Below are 18,026 nucleotides of genomic sequence, written 5' to 3'. Positions count from 1 at the left end.
ATGCTTCGTGAGCCTGTCAATCTGAAGGAGGAAACGATGCTCAACAGAAAGTGGATCGCGGGTGCAGTGTGTGTCGCGGCGCTGGCCGTGTCGACGCTCGCGCGCGCCGAAGCGCGTGTGTTCTTCGTCGAGCCGCAGGACGGCGCGACGGTGTCGAGCCCCGTGCACGTGAAGTTCGGTCTCGAAGGCATGGATCTCAAGCCGGCCGGCGACATGACGCCGAATACCGGCCACCATCACCTGCTGATCGACGGCAAGCCGGTGCCGAAGGGTGACGTGATCCCGGCGAGCGACCATTCGCTGCATTTCGGCAAGGGCCAGACCGAAACCGACGTGAAGCTGGCACCCGGCCAGCACACGCTGACGCTGCAGCTCGGCGACGGCGCGCACCGTTCGTACGGTCCCGAAATGAGCTCGACGATCACCGTCAACGTGAAGTAATCGCACGTCCGCGTGGGCGCCCGGTGCGCCGCGCGCGGAACTGCCGATCGGCCGGCCGCGGGCATCGGGCCGGCTTTTGCCCGTTTGTACGGGCATGCATGCTGCGCGGGCGGCATCTGTCTGGTAACCGGCGGCCAGCCGTTCATCGCACCGCGTTAGCGCGTTTTGTGTGCCCCTTTCAGCTCGTCCATCCGGCCATGCCGGTGCCGGCCTCCGCGACCGGTACAATGGGCGCTTCCGATTTCTCTCTTCGCCGTCTCCCCATGTCGCTCTATTCCATTACCGGCGCGCAACTCGCGTTCGGTCACGTCGCGTTGCTCGATCACGCGGATTTCTCGCTGGAAGCCGGCGAGCGCGTCGGCCTGATCGGTCGCAACGGCGCGGGCAAGTCGTCGCTGCTGAAGATCGTCGCTGGTCTCGCGAAGCCCGATGACGGCCTGATCACGCGCCAGCAGGAACTCGTGACCGTCTATGTGCCGCAGGAGCCCGAATTCGAGCCGGGCGCGACGGTGTTCGAAGCGGTCGCGTCGGGGCTCGCGCACACGCGTGAACTGCTCGAGGAATACGATTCGATCGCGCACCGCCTCGCGGATATACCCGAAGGCGCCGAACACGATGCGCTGCTCGCGCGGATGAACACACTGCAGTCGTCGCTCGACGCGCACGACGCGTGGAGCTGGCGCACGCGCGTATCGATGACGCTTGCGCAGATCGGCCTGGCGGACGTCGATGCGCCCGTCGATGCCTTGTCGGGCGGGATGCAGAAGCGTGTCGCGCTGGCGCGCGCGCTGGTGTTGCAGCCCGACGTGCTGCTGCTCGACGAACCGACCAACCACCTCGACTTCGACGGCATCCGCTGGCTGGAAGAACTGCTGGTCGCGCAGCGCGCGGGCCTGCTGTTCATCACGCACGATCGCGCGTTCCTCGACCGCGTCGCGACGCGCATCGTCGACCTCGATCGCGGTCGGCTGCTGTCGTACCCGGGCAATTTCTCCGCGTACCAGACGCGCAAGGCACAGCAGCTCGAAATCGAGCGCGTGGAAAACGAGAAGTTCGACAAGCTGCTCGCGCAGGAAGAAGTGTGGATCCGCAAGGGCGTCGAAGCGCGCCGCACGCGCAGCGTCGGCCGCATCGCGCGGCTCGTGCAGATGCGCAACGAGCGCGCGGAGCGCCGCAACACGCTGGGCAACGTGAAGCTGGATGTCGCGCAGGGCGAGAAGTCCGGCAAGATCGTCGCGGAGCTGACCGACGTGACGAAGCGCTACGGCGGCCGCGCGGTCGTCGATCGCTTCTCGACGACGGTGATGCGCGGCGACAAGATCGGCTTCATCGGCCCGAACGGCGCTGGCAAGACGACGCTGCTCAAGCTGATTCTCGGCGAACTGAAGCCCGACGAAGGCACGGTGCGCATCGGCACCAACCTGCAGGTCGCCTATTTCGACCAGATGCGGGCGCAGCTCGACCAGGAAAAGAGCCTCGCGGATACGATCAGCCCCGGCAGCGAATGGGTCGAGATCGGCGGCGTGCGCAAGCACGTGATGAGCTATCTCGGCGATTTCCTGTTCGCGCCGGAACGCGCGCGTTCGCCGGTGAAGTCGCTGTCGGGCGGCGAGCGCAACCGGTTGCTGCTCGCACGCCTGTTCGCGCGTCCAGCCAACGTGCTGGTGCTCGACGAACCGACCAACGACCTCGACATCCAGACGCTCGAACTGCTCGAGGAACTGCTGGCCGACTACGACGGCACGGTGCTGCTCGTCAGCCACGATCGCGCGTTCCTCGACAACGTCGTGACGTCGGTGATCGCGGCCGAGGGCGACGGCAAGTGGCGCGAATATGTCGGCGGCTTCAGCGACTGGCAGATCCAGAGCGCGCGCGCGGATCAGCTCGCGCAGCAGGAAGCCGCGAAGCGCGCGGTCAGCGAGGCGGCACCCGTCAAGGAAGACGCGGCGAAGAGCGCCGCGGGCCGCAATGCGCAGCGCACGGTGAAGCTGTCGTTCAACGAGCAGCGCGAGCTCGATTCGCTGCCGGAGAAGATCGCCGCGCTCGAAGAGGAGCAGAAGACGATCAATGCGCAGCTCGAGGACGGCTCGATTTTCGCGAAGGATCCGCAGGAAGGCACGCGCCTGACCGAGCGCTTCGCGGCGATCGACGACGAACTGCTCACCGCGCTCGAACGGTGGGAAACGCTCGAGGCGAAGCGCAAGCCGGCGTGACGCGTGCGGTGCGCGCCGATCTCTTGATTGGCGCGCCACGCGGAACCAGTAAAATACCGCGCGTTCAGGGCCGCGCCGCGCACGCCGCGCGCCCGCTTTCGGAGCAGTCCAAGCACACCGTTGTTTCGATTCGCTTTTTTACGGAACTCAACGTTTTGTCCACGACGTTATCCACACGAGGTGTGGACAACGTCCCGATGAATGACGAAATTCAGCGCCTATGTCTACGAAGAAACCCAGCGCGGCCTATAGCGAAGCATCGATCAAGGTGCTCAAGGGTCTCGAGCCGGTCAAGCAGCGCCCCGGCATGTACACCCGTACCGAGAATCCGCTGCACATCATCCAGGAAGTCATCGACAACGCGTCCGACGAGGCGCTCGGCGGCTACGGCAAGCAGATCACGGTCACGCTGCACGCCGACCAGTCGGTCTCGGTCGAAGACGACGGCCGCGGCATCCCGTTCGGCATGCACCCCGAAGAGGGCGTACCGGTTGTCGAGATCGTGTTCACGCGCCTGCACGCAGGCGGCAAGTTCGACAAGGCTGCCGGCGGCGCCTATACGTTCTCGGGCGGCCTGCACGGCGTCGGCGTATCGGTGACGAACGCGCTCGCGACGCGCCTCGACGTCACGGTGTGGCGCGACGGCAAGATCGCCGAGCTCGGTTTTGCCGAAGGCGACGTGGTCAAGCCGCTCACGACGCAGGGCGCGGGCCGCGGCGAGAAGAAATCCGGCACGCGCGTGCAGGTGTGGCCGAACACGAAGTACTTCGATTCGCCGAACCTGCCGCTCGGCGAACTGCAGCGCCTGCTGCGCTCGAAGGCCGTGCTGCTGCCGGGCGTCGAGGTCGTGCTCGTCAACGAAAAGAGCGGCGAGCGCCAGACGTGGAAATATGAAGACGGCCTGCGCGGCTACCTGCTCGACGAAATGAACGGCAGCGAGCTGCTGATTCCGCTGTTCGAAGGCGAGCGTTTCGCCGATTCGCGTTCGGGCGACGATACGTTCGCCGAAGGCGAGGGCGCATCGTGGGTCGTCGCATGGAGCGAGGAAGGTTCGCTCGTGCGCGAGTCGTACGTGAACCTGATCCCGACGCCGGCCGGCGGCACGCACGAATCCGGCCTGCGCGACGGGCTGTACCAGGCCGTGAAGAGCTTCGTCGAGCTGCACAACCTGCAGCCGAAGGGCGTGAAGCTGCTCGCGGAAGACGTGTTCGCACGCGTGTCGTTCGTGCTGTCCGCGAAGGTGCTCGATCCGCAGTTCCAGGGGCAGATCAAGGAACGCCTGAACAGCCGCGACGCGGTGAAGCTCGTGTCGTCGTTCTCGCGTCCGGCGCTCGAATTGTGGCTGAACCAGCACGTCGAGCACGGCAAGAAGCTCGCCGAACTCGTGATCAAGCAGGCGCAGGCGCGCACGCGCGCGGGCCAGAAGGTCGAGAAGCGCAAGAGCTCGGGCGTCGCGGTGCTGCCCGGCAAGCTGACCGACTGCGAGACGGAGGATATCGCGCGCAACGAGTTGTTTCTCGTCGAGGGCGACTCGGCGGGTGGCTCCGCGAAGATGGGCCGCGACAAGGAATACCAGGCCATCCTGCCGCTGCGCGGCAAGGTGCTGAACACGTGGGAAACCGAGCGCGACCGCCTGTTCGCGAACAACGAGGTGCACGACATCTCGGTGGCGATAGGCGTCGATCCGCACAGCCCCGACGACACCGTCGACCTGTCGAACCTGCGCTACGGCAAGATCTGCATCCTGTCGGACGCGGACGTCGACGGCTCGCACATCCAGGTGCTGCTGCTCACGCTGTTCTTCAAGCATTTCCCGCAACTGATCGAGCGCGGCCACGTGTGCGTCGCACGGCCGCCGCTGTTCCGCGTCGACGCGCCGGCGCGCGGCAAGAAGGCTGCGCAGAAGCTCTATGCGCTCGACGACGGCGAACTCGAAGCGATCCTCGACAAGCTGCGCAAGGACGGCGTGCGCGAGACGCAATGGAGCATCAGCCGCTTCAAGGGTCTCGGCGAAATGAGCGCCGAGCAGCTGTGGGATACCACGATGAACCCCGATACGCGCCGCCTGATGCCGGTGAAGCTCGGCGAGCTCGATTACGAGGCGACCGTCGCGCGCATGACGATGCTGATGGGCAAGGGCGAGGCAGCCGCACGACGCGGCTGGCTCGAGGAAAAGGGCAACGACGTCGAAGCGGACATTTAAGCCGGGAATCCGCGCGGCCGGGCATGACGCCCGGCCCGGCCTCACGCCACTTACGAATACGGAATTCAGATGGACGACAACACCTCCGATCTCTTTGCGAGCCCGGACGCGCCCGAGAGCGACGCGCTGACGCTCGGCAACTACGCGGAGCAGGCGTATCTCAGCTACGCGGTCAGCGTCGTGAAGAGCCGCGCGCTGCCCGACGTGTGCGACGGCCAGAAGCCGGTGCAGCGCCGGATCCTGTTCGCGATGAACGAAATGGGCCTCGGCCCGGACGCGAAGCCGGTGAAGTCGGCGCGCGTGGTCGGCGACGTGCTCGGTAAATACCACCCGCACGGCGACCAGTCGGCGTACGACGCGCTCGTGCGCCTCGCGCAGGATTTCTCGCTGCGCTACCCGCTGATCGACGGGCAGGGCAACTTCGGTTCGCGCGACGGCGACGGCGCGGCGGCGATGCGTTACACGGAAGCGCGCCTCACGCCGATCGCGAAGCTGCTGCTCGACGAGATCGATCAGGGCACGGTCGACTTCATGCCGAACTACGACGGCTCGTTCGAGGAACCGAAGACGCTGCCGAGCCGCATGCCGTTCGTGCTGCTGAACGGCGCGTCGGGCATCGCGGTCGGCCTCGCCACCGAAATCCCGTCGCACAACCTGCGCGAAGTCGCGGGCGCGGCAGTCGCGCTGATCCGCAATCCGAAGCTGACGCACGCGGAGCTGATGAACCTGATCCCTGGCCCGGATTTCCCGGGCGGCGGCCAGATCATCTCGAGCGACACCGAAATCGCCGCGGCGTACGAAACCGGCCGCGGCAGCCTGAAGGTGCGCGCGAAATGGAAGATCGAGGATCTCGCGCGCGGCCAGTGGCAGCTCGTCGTCACCGAGCTGCCGCCGAGCACGTCGGGCCAGAAGGTGCTCGAGGAAATCGAGGAACTGACCAACCCGAAGCTCAAGCTCGGCAAGAAGACGCTGACGCCCGAGCAGCTCAACACGAAGAAGGCGATGCTCGACCTGCTCGACGCGGTGCGCGACGAGTCGGGCAAGGAAGCAGCGGTGCGGCTCGTGTTCGAGCCGAAGTCGCGCACGATCGACCAGACGGAATTCGTGAATACGCTGCTCGCGTACACGAGCCTCGAATCGAACGCGACGCTGAATCTCGTGATGATCGGCGCCGACGGCCGGCCGGGTCAGAAGGGTCTGCTGACGATCCTCGACGAGTGGGTGAAGTTCCGCCAGCTGACGATGACGCGCCGTTGCCGCCATCGCCTCGCGAAGGTCGACGATCGCATCCACATCCTCGAAGGGCGGATGATCGTCTTCCTGAACATCGACGAGGTGATCCGCATCATCCGCGAGTCGGACGAGCCGAAGGCCGCGCTGATGAGCGCGTTCGGCCTCAGCGACCGTCAGGCCGAAGACATTCTCGAAATCCGCCTGCGCCAGCTCGCGCGGCTCGAGAAGATCAAGATCGAGAAGGAACTCGAAGCGCTGCGCGACGAGAAGGCGAAGCTCGAGGAGCTGCTCGCGAACGAAAGCGCGATGAAGCGGCTGATGATCAAGGAGATCGAGGCCGACGCGAAGCAGTACGGCGACGATCGCCGCACGCTGATCCAGCAGGAAAAGCGCGCGACGTTCGAGGCGAAGGTGGTCGACGAGCCGGTGACGGTCGTCGTGTCGCAGAAGGGCTGGGTGCGGGCGCTGAAGGGCCACGGGCTCGACCCGGCCAGCTTCTCGTTCAAGGCCGGCGATCACCTGTACGCGGCGTTCCAGTGCCGCACGCCGGATCGCCTGATCGCATGGGGCAGCAGCGGCCGCGTGTACTCGGTCGACGTGTCGGTACTGCCGGGCGGGCGCGGTGACGGTGTGCCGGTCACGTCGCTGATCGAGCTCGAATCGGGCTCGCACCTGATGCACTACTACGCGGCGCCGGCCGACCAGCAACTGCTGCTCGCGTCGAGCAACGGCTTCGGCTTCCTCGCGAAGGTCGGCGACATGGTGAGCCGCGTGAAGGCCGGCAAGGCGTTCATGACGATCGATACGGGCGCGGTGCCGCTCGCGCCGATGCCCGTGCTGCCGAATGCGACACAGGTCGCGTGCCTGTCGAGCGGCGGCCGGCTGCTCGTGTTCGGGATGGACGAGATGAAGACGCTGTCCGGCGGTGGCCGCGGCGTGATCCTGATGGCGCTCGACGACAAGGAAACGCTGGTCCAGGCGCTCGCGATCGATCCGGCCGGCGTCGTGCTGATCGGCACCGGCCGCGGCGGCAAGGCGCAGGACGACACGCTGTCGTACGCAGGGCTCGCGCCGCACATCGGGAAGCGCGCCCGCAAGGGCCGCGCGCCGGAGACGAAGCTCAAGGTCGTCAACGAGCTGCGTCCGCTGCTCGGCTGACGCCGGGCCCGGTTCGGCCGCGATCGAAGGCCGCACGTCCGCTTCGGCGGGTGTGCGGCCTTTTCTTTTGGCGTGGGGATTCGGGTAAGCAACGGTGGCGCTGTCACGCGGAACTTGCAAAATATTGTGAAATCGCGCCGGGGGTCTGAACCGAGAGGCGACTGGCCGGTCGAACGTCGCTTGATGCCGCGCGCGACGCGGCCGTTCGCTGCACCCCACTCATCACAGGATTCGCCATGTCCCACGCTGTTGCCGTCGCGCTGTTTCTTCACCTGCTGGCCGTTGCCGTGTGGGTGGGCGGGATGGTCTTCGCGAACTTCTGCCTGCGTCCGGCGCTGTCCGACCTGTCGCCGCAGCTCCGGCTGCCGCTGATCGAAGGCGTGTTCGGCCGCTTCTTCAACTGGGTGGCGGGCTCCGTGATCGTGATCCTGCTGTCCGGCGGCTTCCTGCTCGTGGAATTCGGCGGCGCGCACGCGACGTGGTCGCTGCACGCGATGGCTGGGCTCGGCGTCGTGATGATGCTGATCTTCGGCCATATCCGCTTCGCGCTGTTCCCGCGCATCCGCCGCGCGGTGCAGGCGCAGAACTGGCCGGACGGCGCGCGCGCGGTGAACGCGGTGCGCCTGCTCGTCGTCGTGAATCTCGTGCTCGGCGTCGTCACGGTCGGCGCGGCCGTGCTGTCGCGCGGTTTCTGATCGTTCGGGCTCGGCCGCCGTCCCGGCGGCCTGCGCCGCTACGCGGCCAGCATCGCATCGAGCAGCCAGGCGCCGGCCGGGCCGAGCGGCCGGTTGCGCGACCAGACCGCATCCACCCGCACACGGCGCGGCCAGCCGCGTGAGCGCAGCTCGCACAGGCGATCCCGTGCGAAGTGCTCGACCATCCAGCGCGGCAGTTCCGCCCAGCCGAACCCCAGTACGGCCATCTCCAGCAGCATCAGGTAGCTCGGCGCCAGCCAGTGCTGCGTGCCGACGACGATTCGGTCGTCGGCGCCGCGGCCTTCCGTTTTCACATAGGTGTTGAGGCGCAGTTCGCGCACGTCGCGCAGCGCCGCGTGCGGGACCTCGGCGTCGCCGTATTCGGCGAGCGCGTGCGTGCGCCCGACGAACAGCCCGATCTCCGATTCTTCCGCCACCGTCGCCGCGCCGATATCGGCCGGGTAGGCCGCACGCGCGGCCATCAGCCCGAGCTGCGCGCGGCCCTGCTGGATCAGGTCGAGCACGTCCTCGTGTTCGGCGATCTGGCATTCGAGCTCGAGTGCCGGAAAGCGCCGTTCGAGCGCCATCAGCGTTTCCTCATAACGTTTCGACTGGTACGTGTCGGACACGACGAGTGTCAGCCGCGCTTCCTCGCCATGCGCGAGCCGCGCGGCCGTGCGGTCGATCGCCGCACTGGCTTCGAGCGCGCGCTGCACCTGCGGCAGTAGCGCGCGGCCGGCGTCTGTCAGTGTCGGCGCGCGAGTCGAGCGGTCGAACAGTTGCACGCCGAGATCGATTTCGAGGTTCGCGATGGCTTCCGAGATGGTCGACTGGCGCTTGCCGAGCTTGCGCGCGGCGGCCGTGAACGAGCCGAGCAGCGCGGCCTCGGCGAACGCGAGCAGGGCTTCGGGGGCGTGGTGCATGCGGCGCTCCAGACTTCGTTATATCGGTAAAACCGATGATAACAAACTGGATTCAACCGGTATCGCCGATCAAAATGGCTCGCATGAATGACGTAACGGATTGGAGGGCATCATGAAACAGATGAACAAAACGGTAACGGAACGGCTGCTGCACGCACTGACGTTCGAACTGGTCGCGATCGCGCTGTGTGCGCCGATCGGCGCGTGGCTGCTGGATATGCCGGTGTCGCACGTCGGCGTGCTGACCCTGATGGTGTCGCTGATCGCGATGGCGTGGAACATGGCGTTCAACACGCTGTTCGACCGCTTCGAGCGGCGTGCGGGATTGAAGCGCACGCTCGGCATGCGGATCGCGCACGCAGTCATGTTCGAACTCGGTCTCGTCGCGATGGTGGTGCCGGTGGCCGCGTGGTGGCTGAACGTGAGCCTCGTCGAGGCACTGCTGCTCGACCTCGGCATCGTGCTGTTCTTCCTGCCTTATACGTTCTGCTTCAACCTCGCGTACGACGCGCTGCGGGCCCGCTGGATGGCGCGCCGGGTCGCGGTGCAGGCCGGTTGAGGTTCGTCGATGCCGGTGGAAGCCGGCAGAGCAGGGCGATGGCCGCCGCCCGTCAGCGCGCGGCGGCCCACAACCACACGCTGCACGCCACGGCGACCGCGCCGTAGACGGCATAGACGGGCACCTTGAAGCGCGTGAAGCACAGCGTCGCGAAGGCGCCCGTCAGCCAGTAAACGGGGTCGGCCGGCTCGCGGTGCAGGATCTTCACGACGGCGACGACGAGAAAGCCCGTCGTCGCCGCGCGCAGCAGGCGCATCCCGTGTTCGAAGCGCGCGTGGCGCTTGAGCCGGAACAGGTGGTTCTGCGCAAACACGACGAGGCACCCCGACGGAATGAACAGCGCGGCCGTCGCGAGCAGCGCGCCGACCCAGCCGTCCGTCAGGTAGCCGAGAAACGGCACAACGTTCAGCAGCGGCCCCGGCGCTACCGGCGACAGCGCGAACGCCAGCGTGAAGTCGTGATCGGAGATGCCCGTTGCGGGCGACACGAACAGCGTCTTGAGCACCGGCAGGGCGGAAAAACCGCCGCCGAACAGCGTCATGCCGGCACCCGCGAGGCGCGGCCACAACAGCTGCGCCTGGTAATCGCCCGGCAGCGGCACCGCGAACAGCACGACGAGCACGCCGAGCAGCACGAGCAGGTTGCGGTCGCGCTTCGACAGCGTGAAATCGACCGCGTCGCGTTGGGTCGGCCCCGTCAGCCAGCCCGCTGCAAACGCAGCGAAGAGAATTCCGACGAAAGCGGCGGGACTATGTGCGAAAGCGAGCAGAATCGTCGACAGCGCGGCGATCAACTGTTCGAGCCGCGTGCGCGCGAGCGAGCGCAACTGCTTGACCCATGTGACGCCGATCAGCGCGGCGAGCACCATCCCGAAGTGATTGATCAGCATCGGCGCCGCCAGCGAGCGCACGAGCGGCGTCTGATAAAAGATCGCGAACAGCGTCATCAGGATCGAGAACGGCAGCACGCTCGCGATACCGGCGACCCATGCGCCGGCGCGGCCGTGCAGCGTCTGGCCGACCTGCACTGCCACATTGCAGCCGACGGGGCCCGGCACGAGCCAGGCGAGCGCGACAAGATCGCCGAATACGTGCGGTTCGATGCGCTGCAGCCGTTCAACGTAGTGGCGTTCGAGTTGCGCCATCATCGAAAGCCCGCCCCACGAGATCGCAGAAATGCCGGCGACGACCTTGAACAAGGCCCACAGGGATGCCTGTGCCTCTTCGACACGAGCGGTCGCTTCGACTTCGACGGTTGTCATGGTTGTGGTATTGGCGCAGGGCCAGATCTCGCGCGTGTGACCGTACCGGCGGCCCGCCGATACGTTGGCCCTCCCGATTGTCCGCCGCGCACCGTGACACTGCCATGCGCGAAAACGCTAGTTAATGAACTAAACAATCGGATCGGAAAACGAAACAATTGCGGCAGCGCGCAACGCACATCGCGGTCGCAGACGCGGTGCTGCTCAGGCGCCCGTGCTGCCCGTCGCGCGATGCGCGATGACGTTCGGATGGTGGCCGCGCACGCCGAAGCGCGCGATCAGCGCGGGAATCGCATCGGCCGGCACCGGGCGCGAGAACAGGAAGCCCTGCGCCTCGATCTCGCCGAGCGCGGACAGCCACGTGATCTGCTCTTCGGTTTCCGTGCCTTCGACGACGACGGTCAGGCCGAGCGAGCGGGCGAGATGCACGATCGACGACACCATCACGCACACGCTGCGATCGTTCGGGATGGCCTGCACGAACGAGCGGTCGACCTTCAGCGTGTCGACCGAGAAGCGGTGCAGGTACGACAGCGATGAATAGCCGGTGCCGAAATCGTCGAGCGCGATGCGGATGCCGAGCTTCTTCAACGCGACGATCTTCTCGGACACGAGTTCCGGATATTCCATCATCGCGGTTTCGGTGATCTCGAGTTCGAGCCGGTTCGCGTCGATGCCGGTTTCCAGCAGCGTGCGTGAGATCGTCTCGATCAGGTCGCCGCGCCAGAACTGCACGGGCGAGATGTTGACCGCGAGCGTCAGCGTGTCGTGGCCCTCGTCGCGCCAGCGCGCGATCTGCTCGCATGCGGTGCGGATCACGAAGTCGCCGATCGGCACGATCAGGCCCGTCGATTCGGCGATCGAAATGAATTCGTTCGCGGAGATGATCCCGTGCTCGGGATGATCCCAGCGCGCGAGTGCTTCGAAGCCGGTGATGTAGCGATGCGTGAGATCGATCTTCGGCTGGTATGCGAGGAACAGTTGCCCCTCTGCGAGCGCAACGCGCAATTGCTGTTCCCAGCGCATCAGGTGATCGGCACGGTGCGACAGGTGCGGCGCATAGAACTGGTAGCAGTTCTTGCCGGCGTCCTTCGCGCTGTACATCGCGAGGTCGGCCTTCTTCAGCAGGTCGATCTCGCTTTCGTTGGCGACGGTGTGCAGCGCGATGCCGATGCTCGCATGCAGCACGAACGAACTGCCGCGCACGTCGAACGGCTCGCCGAACATCCGGATGATCGCTTCCGCGAGCCGCACCGCGCGTCGCTCGACGTCGTCGCCCTTCATCACGACGACGAACTCGTCGCCGCCGATGCGCGCGAGCGAGCCTTCGTCGCCGACCGCATCGGCCAGGCGCGACGCGGTCATTTGCAGCACAATGTCGCCGGCGTTGTGGCCGAGCGTGTCGTTGACGGTCTTGAAGTTGTCGAGATCGATGAACAGCAGGCCGAGCCGCGACAGGCTCGTCGGCATCGACACGTCGTTGCGCAGCCCGCGCAGCGTCGCATAGCGGTTCGCAAGGCCGGTGAGCAGGTCGTATTCGGCGAGCTGCGTCATCTCGCGCTCGCGGCCGAGCAGCTTGCCGATCAGGCCCGTCGCGACGCCGAAGAACGCGAGCATCGCGAGCGTGATGAAGCTCGTCATCAGCAGGTAGACGTTGCGCGTGTGGTAGTAGTCCGCGAACTCTTCCGTCTGCGACAGCCCGACCATCACCGCGAGCGGGTAGCCGTCGAGGTGGCGGTACGACACGATGCGCGTCACACCGTCGATCGGGTCGATGATCGTGCCCGTCACGCGCTCGGCGATCGGGTAGACGCCCGATGCCGAAAACGCGCCCGGCGCGTTGTTCAGCGAACCCGTGCGCCGCGCGAGCACGGTGCCCGTGTCGGACACCACCGCGATCACGCCTTCCTTGCCGATCGCCGCGTTGTTGTAGAAGTCGTTCGTGAAGTAGCTCGGGTCTTCCGACACGACGACGATGCCCGCGAAACTGCCGTCCGGATTGTTCAGGCGCCGCGTCATCTGCAGCGTCCAGTGGCTCGACACGCGGCCGAGCACGGGTTTGCTGATGAAGAGGCGATCGTCGTTGTGCGCGAGGTGGACCTTGAAGTGCTCGCGGTCGGACAGGTTGATCGGCTGCGGATGCAGCTCGGCCGTGTTCGCGAACAGGATGCCCTTCGCGTTGACCAGCGACACCTGGATCAGCGTGTCGCTCGGCACGACGCCTTTCTCGACGGCGCTCGCGAGATTGAAGCGCCCGGGCGACTTCTCGAACTCGAACTTGACGAAGCGGGTGATCTGGTCGACCTGGTGGATCGCCTTGACCGTATGCTGCTCGAGCGCTGAAGAGAGGATCGCAGCGGAGGCGGCCGCTTCCTTGTAGGCGCTGTCCTTTTCCACCGACAGCCGCGCGATGATCACGGCCCACAGCAGCGCGAGCGCCAGCATCCCGAGCAACGGGATCGCAAATAGCGCACGCCGGCGCGATTTGCGCGGCGCGCGTAGCGGCCGGTTCGGCGGCGTGTGGTTGGACCGGGCGGAGCTCATCGAAGCGGGTGGCGTCCTGCTCGCGTGCGCCATCCCTCTGGATGGCTGGCTTGGGTTGGGGTTATCCCGACGTCTGTTCGTTCGCGGGATTCGCAACCATGGACAGACGTCCGAAACAACGGATTAGGCCCGATATTACTGGCTGGAACGTTTTTGCGATAGTTGGGCGAATCGTAGGGGGCGCCGGACGAGCCGGCGCCATCGCACATCGCGGAATGTCAGGCAGGTGACCGGAAGGTACCGTCGACGACCGTGACGACGTCGCCGCCGATCCAGGTCGTGCCGTCTTCGTCGTAGCTGACGAAGATGCGGCCGTCGCGGCCGATTGCCGTGCCCTGGCGGGCCGTATACGACGGGCCGGGGCGGCGTTCCTGCCGCGTCAGCAGCCCGGCCAGCGCGGCGTTCGCGCTGCCGGTGACGGGATCCTCGCCGGGGGTGCCGAACTTGCCGCCCGTCATCAGGCAACGGATCTCGAACGTCGCGGGGCCGCCTTCGGCGTGCGGCGCGTAGGCGGCGAGGCCGTCCACGCCGTAGCGGCGGGTAAGCGCCTCGAGTGCGACCGGATCGGGCGACAGGCCGATGCACGCGTCGGCCGACTTCAGCCGTGCGACCAGCCACGGCGCGCCGTTGTCGACCGCGCACGGCTCGGCATCGAGATCGAGCGCGTCGGTGCGCAGCGCGGCGGCCAGCACCGCGTAGTCCGAACGGTCGAGCGGCGTGACGCGTGCCGGCGGCGCGGCGAATGCCCAGCCGCCGGCCTGCTCGCGCAGCGCGACCCGGCCGACTCCGCATTGCTGGATCAGCCGGCCCGGCGTGCGCGGCTGCGCGCCGCTTTCCAGGAACGCATGCGCGGTGCCGAGCGTCGGGTGGCCGGCGAACGGCAGTTCGCCGCCCGTCGTGAAGATCCGGACGCGGTAGTCGGCTTCCGGATCGGTCGGCGAGCAGAGGAACGTGGTTTCCGACAGGTTCGTCCAGCGGGCGATCTCGAGCATGGCGTCGTCGCCGAGCGAATCGGCGTCGAACACCACGGCAAGCGGATTGCCCTTGAACGGCACCGACGAGAACACGTCGACCTGCTTGAAGCGGACGAGACGGCCGGGCATCGCGCTGCGCCCGTTACGCAACTTCGGCGATCAGCTCGATCTCGACGCACGCGCCGAGCGGGATCTGCGCGACGCCGAAGGCCGAGCGCGCGTGCTTGCCTGCGTCGCCGAACACTTCGGCGATCAGTTCCGACGCGCCGTTCGTCACGACGTGCTGTTCGGTGAAGTCGAGCGTCGAGTTGACGAGGCTCATCAGCTTCACGATGCGCGTGACCTTGTTCAGGTCGCCGGTGTGCGCGTGCAGCGTCGCGAGCAGGTCGATCGCGATCGAGCGGGCGGCGGCCTTGCCGTCTTCCGTCTGCAGATCCGCGCCGAGCTTGCCGGCCCAGACCTTGCCGTCTTTCTTCGCGATGTGGCCCGACAGGTACACCGTGTTGCCGCTTTGCGCGCTCATCACGTAGGCGGCAGCCGGGGCGCCGGCGGTCGGGAGCTCGATGCCGAGCGACTTCAGTTTGTCGTAGACGTTAGCCATGCGTTCGATTCCTCGTAGAGAGTCGTGACAGGAAAAAGGGGATCAGAGACGTTCGCGCAGCAGCTTGCCGAGTCGCGCGACGCCTTCCTCGATCTTCTCGGGCGGCACCGTCACGAACGACAGGCGCAGCGTGTTCTGCTGTGCGTTGTCCGCGAAGAACGGCGCGCCCGGCACGAAGGCGACATGGTCGTCGACGGCCGCGGCGAGCAGCTTCATGCTGTCGATCTGCGCGGGCAGGTTCACCCAGATGAACATCCCGCCTTCCGGGCGGTTCCACGTGACGCCTTCCGGCATGTGGCGCTCGAGCGCGCCGAGCATCGCGTCGCACTGCGCGCTGTACAGCGCGCGGATCGTCGGGATGTGCTCGTCGAGGAAGCCGTCCTTGATCACTTCGTGCGCGATGCGCTGCGTGAGCGTCGGCGTGTGCAGGTCGGTGGCCTGCTTGGCCTGAACCAGCTTGAAGTGGAGTTCTTCGGGCGCGATGATGTAGCCGATCCGCAGGCCCGGCGCGAGCACCTTCGAGAACGTGCCGAGGTGCACGACGTGGTCGGGCGCCATCGACAGCATCGTCGGCAGCGGTTCGCCACGGTAGTTCAGTGCGCCGTACGGATCGTCTTCCAGCACCGGGAACGGGCTCGACTGCGCGAACGCGGCGAGCGCGCGGCGGCGCTCGACGGGCATGCGGCGGCCGGTCGGGTTCTGGAAGTTCGGCTGCGCGTACAGCAGGCGCGCGCCTTGGGTGAGTTCGGGCGTCAGGCCCTCCGGCAGCAGGCCCTGTTCGTCGGTCGGCACCTGCACGTAGCGCGGCTCGTACAGCGAGAACGACTGCAGCGCGCCGAGGTAGGTCGGCGTTTCGACGAGGATCGGGCTGCCCGGATCGACGAGCGCCTTGCCGAGCAGGTCGAGCGCTTGCTGCGAGCCGGTCGTGATCAGCACCTGCGACGTGCGCACGCTGTAGCGCTCGGCGATCCATTCACGCAGCGGCAGGTAGCCTTCGGTCGCGCTGTACTGGAGCGCGGCGGCCGGCGCGTCGCGCAGCACGCGGTCGGCGGCGGCGCGCATGCGCTCGGCCGGGAACGTCGAGGGGGCGGGCAGGCCGCCGGCGAACGAGATGACCTCGGGGCGTTCCGTGACCTTCAGGATTTCGCGGATCGCAGAGCTCGTCAGCTTGCGGGCGCGTTCGGAAAGCTGCCAGTGCGGCGGATGCAGGTCGCTCGGATTCATAGTCTCCTCGTTCGGATATCGTGGTCAGTCAAGAAAGGTCGTTCGGGCGCATCGCTTCGACGCTGCCGGGTGGGCAGGCGCGAACGCGATCGAGCCTTCGCGGCCGGGTGGGCAAAACCGATCAGGCAAAACAAACATTATGGCGCACCTCATCAACCGGCGCGAGCGGGACGCGGGGCCGTGGCGACCGCCGAGCGGCGCCCGAGCACCACGGTGGCGATCACGGCGGCCGCGAACAGCCACGTCGACGACGTGACCGTTTCGCCGAACAGCAGCGCCGAAAACGCGATCGTGAAGAAAATCTGCAGCAATTGCACCTGGCCGACGCGCGCGATACCGCCCATCGCGAGCCCTGCGTACCACGCGAAAAAACCGATGAATTGCGAAAAGAGGGTCACGTAGCCGAACGCGAGCCAGGTGCGCAGCGCGAGCGGGCCCGGATGCGCGGCATGCTGCATCCACGCGAGCCAGCCGACCGGCAGCACGAGGAACGGCGCCGACACGACGAGCGCCCAGCAGATCACTTGCCAGCCGCCGATCTGGCGTGCGAGGCGCGCGCCTTCCGCATAGCCGAGCGCGCCGATGCCGACCGCGACGAGCATCAGCGCGTCGCCGGCTTGCAGGGTGCCGCCGCCGTCGCGCAGCGCGAACGCGATCACGAGCGCGCTGCCCGCGACCGCGCTGGCCCAGAACGCCTTCGACGGCCGCTCGTGCGACAGCCACGCCGCGTACAGTGCGACGAACAGCGGCTGCAGCCCGTTGACGACCGCGCCGTGCGACGCCGGTACCGATTTCATCGCCCATGCGGAGAACACCGGGTACGCGATGATCACGCCGGCCGACGTGATCGCGAGGCTTTTCAGCTGCGCGCGGGTCGGCAGCGCTTCGCGGCGCCACCACAGCAGCAGGCCGGCCGGCACGGCGGCGGCGAGCGCGCGGCCGAGCCCGTTGAGCAGCGGGTTGAGTTCGGACACGACGATGCGCGTCATCGGCAGCGTCAGGCTGAAGATCATCACGCCGATCAGGCCGAGCAGCATGCCCCGGGTTTCGCGCGAATTCATGTTGCAGGTGTCTCCGTATTGCAGGTCGTTGTCATCAGGAAAGCGGCAGGGCGTTCAGCGCAGCGTGCGTGCGCCCTGTGGCGTGTCGAATTCGGCGACGAGCGCGGGCGGGCCTTCATCCGCCTCGAGATCGAGCAGGTGGGCGGCGCCGAGCCAGTCGAGCTGCTCGCGGATGACGTCGGCATGCGGGTGGGTGCCCTTGAGCGCCTTCAGCGCGACACCGTCGCCCGGCAGCGATTCGGCCGGGTGGCGTGGGCTGTCCCACTGGATCAGCGACGGCGCGAGCCCGTCGCCCGAGCCCTGCCACGCGGGGAAGCTGCCGTCGTCGGGCACCGTGAGGCCCCAGCGCAGGTCGCCGCGACTCATCGCGACCACCGGCGCGATACGGGCCGGGTACTGGCTCTGCCACAGGGCAAGCTGGCGCGGGCGGTCGACCCGCGCGACCCAGTGCGCGAGAAACGGGCCCTGCGCGAGCCGTGCGTGCATCGCCGGATCGTCGAGACCGAACAGCCGCGCGCGCGGCGGCTTTGTGCCGTCGCCTGGCGCCGGTGCGTCGGGGTCGATCGCGATCACTTCGAGGTAGAGCCCGCCCCACGCGCCGAACAGCGCATTGTGGGTCCGCATCAGCGGGTGACGGCCGCCGCCTGCCGGTTCGATGCCGAGTGCGTCGGCGACATGGCGAACGCCTTCGTCGAGCGTGCGCGCGGCGATCACGAGATGGTCGAGTGTCAGGGAGCGGGCTGGCATGAACGTCGGTCGGGAAGCGAAAGTGTCATGGTAGGCGGGCGAGGCGCCGGGCGGTAGCCGGCCCGGCCGGCGCACCGGCCGCGATGCAGGCCGGCGGGCGCCGCGCCACATGCGGCGGCGCCGGAACGGCGGCCGCACGATCGCCATTCCGGTCAACTGTAATCGTCGCTACCGGCACAGTAACGGTAC

The 18,026-nt window shown here is 67.2% G+C and carries 14 protein-coding genes; 6 read left to right on the top strand and 8 right to left on the bottom strand.

The window, feature by feature from the left end:
- Positions 1-36 precede the first annotated feature (36 nt).
- The 5 genes from KEC55_RS12520 (at position 37) to KEC55_RS12500 (ending at position 7,943) form a co-directional block, all read left to right on the top strand.
- Positions 37-441 (top strand): DUF4399 domain-containing protein, encoded by a 405-nt coding sequence (locus tag KEC55_RS12520; RefSeq protein ID WP_282505708.1) that lies wholly within the window; start codon positions 37-39, stop codon positions 439-441.
- A gap of 263 nt (positions 442-704) precedes the next feature.
- The gene (locus KEC55_RS12515) at positions 705-2,654 is read left to right on the top strand and encodes an ATP-binding cassette domain-containing protein (protein WP_432625475.1); all 1,950 of its coding nucleotides are present in this window, start codon (positions 705-707) and stop codon (positions 2,652-2,654) included.
- A 220-nt stretch (positions 2,655-2,874) separates the two neighbouring features.
- The gene (locus KEC55_RS12510) at positions 2,875-4,857 is read left to right on the top strand and encodes a DNA topoisomerase IV subunit B (RefSeq protein ID WP_282505706.1); all 1,983 of its coding nucleotides are present in this window, start codon (positions 2,875-2,877) and stop codon (positions 4,855-4,857) included.
- 69 nt (positions 4,858-4,926) lie between these two features.
- Positions 4,927-7,248 carry a DNA topoisomerase IV subunit A gene (gene parC / locus KEC55_RS12505; RefSeq protein ID WP_282505705.1) on the top strand — a complete coding sequence of 774 codons (2,322 nt, stop codon included), beginning with the start codon at positions 4,927-4,929 and terminating at the stop codon, positions 7,246-7,248.
- A 236-nt stretch (positions 7,249-7,484) separates the two neighbouring features.
- On the top strand, positions 7,485-7,943 hold the full coding sequence (locus tag KEC55_RS12500; RefSeq protein WP_047898700.1) for a CopD family protein: 459 nt from the start codon (positions 7,485-7,487) through the stop codon (positions 7,941-7,943).
- Positions 7,944-7,981: 38 nt separating this feature from the next.
- Here KEC55_RS12500 and KEC55_RS12495 read toward each other — a convergent pair whose 3' ends face one another.
- Entirely contained in the window at positions 7,982-8,866 is an 885-nt protein-coding gene (locus KEC55_RS12495) for a LysR family transcriptional regulator (RefSeq protein WP_282505704.1), read from the bottom strand.
- A 112-nt stretch (positions 8,867-8,978) separates the two neighbouring features.
- Between KEC55_RS12495 and KEC55_RS12490 the strand changes: the two genes are divergently transcribed.
- The gene (locus KEC55_RS12490) at positions 8,979-9,425 is read left to right on the top strand and encodes a multidrug/biocide efflux PACE transporter (protein WP_282505703.1); all 447 of its coding nucleotides are present in this window, start codon (positions 8,979-8,981) and stop codon (positions 9,423-9,425) included.
- A 52-nt stretch (positions 9,426-9,477) separates the two neighbouring features.
- On the opposite strand, the gene KEC55_RS12485 is transcribed toward KEC55_RS12490, so the two are convergent.
- From KEC55_RS12485 to KEC55_RS12455, 7 genes are all read right to left on the bottom strand, one after another.
- Entirely contained in the window at positions 9,478-10,686 is a 1,209-nt protein-coding gene (locus KEC55_RS12485) for a chromate transporter (RefSeq protein WP_282505702.1), read from the bottom strand.
- A gap of 204 nt (positions 10,687-10,890) precedes the next feature.
- A complete protein-coding gene (locus KEC55_RS12480; RefSeq protein ID WP_176050454.1) occupies positions 10,891-13,230 on the bottom strand; it encodes a bifunctional diguanylate cyclase/phosphodiesterase in 2,340 nt (779 codons plus the stop codon).
- A 218-nt stretch (positions 13,231-13,448) separates the two neighbouring features.
- Complete coding sequence (locus KEC55_RS12475; protein ID WP_282505701.1) at positions 13,449-14,333, bottom strand: PhzF family phenazine biosynthesis protein; 885 nt, start codon at positions 14,331-14,333, stop codon at positions 13,449-13,451.
- 13 nt (positions 14,334-14,346) lie between these two features.
- The gene (locus KEC55_RS12470) at positions 14,347-14,805 is read right to left on the bottom strand and encodes a RidA family protein (protein WP_006478174.1); all 459 of its coding nucleotides are present in this window, start codon (positions 14,803-14,805) and stop codon (positions 14,347-14,349) included.
- Between the two features lie 42 nt (positions 14,806-14,847).
- On the bottom strand, positions 14,848-16,029 hold the full coding sequence (locus KEC55_RS12465) for a PLP-dependent aminotransferase family protein (protein WP_282505700.1): 1,182 nt from the start codon (positions 16,027-16,029) through the stop codon (positions 14,848-14,850).
- Positions 16,030-16,181: 152 nt separating this feature from the next.
- Positions 16,182-17,090 carry a DMT family transporter gene (locus KEC55_RS12460; RefSeq protein ID WP_282505699.1) on the bottom strand — a complete coding sequence of 303 codons (909 nt, stop codon included), beginning with the start codon at positions 17,088-17,090 and terminating at the stop codon, positions 16,182-16,184.
- Between the two features lie 54 nt (positions 17,091-17,144).
- The gene (locus KEC55_RS12455; RefSeq protein WP_282505698.1) at positions 17,145-17,837 is read right to left on the bottom strand and encodes a VOC family protein; all 693 of its coding nucleotides are present in this window, start codon (positions 17,835-17,837) and stop codon (positions 17,145-17,147) included.
- Positions 17,838-18,026: the final 189 nt, after the last annotated feature.

Source organism: Burkholderia cepacia (assembly GCF_029962485.1).
Classification (GTDB): domain Bacteria; phylum Pseudomonadota; class Gammaproteobacteria; order Burkholderiales; family Burkholderiaceae; genus Burkholderia.
Note: the sequence above shows the minus strand (reverse complement) of the source record. Positions and strands in the feature narration are given on the sequence as shown.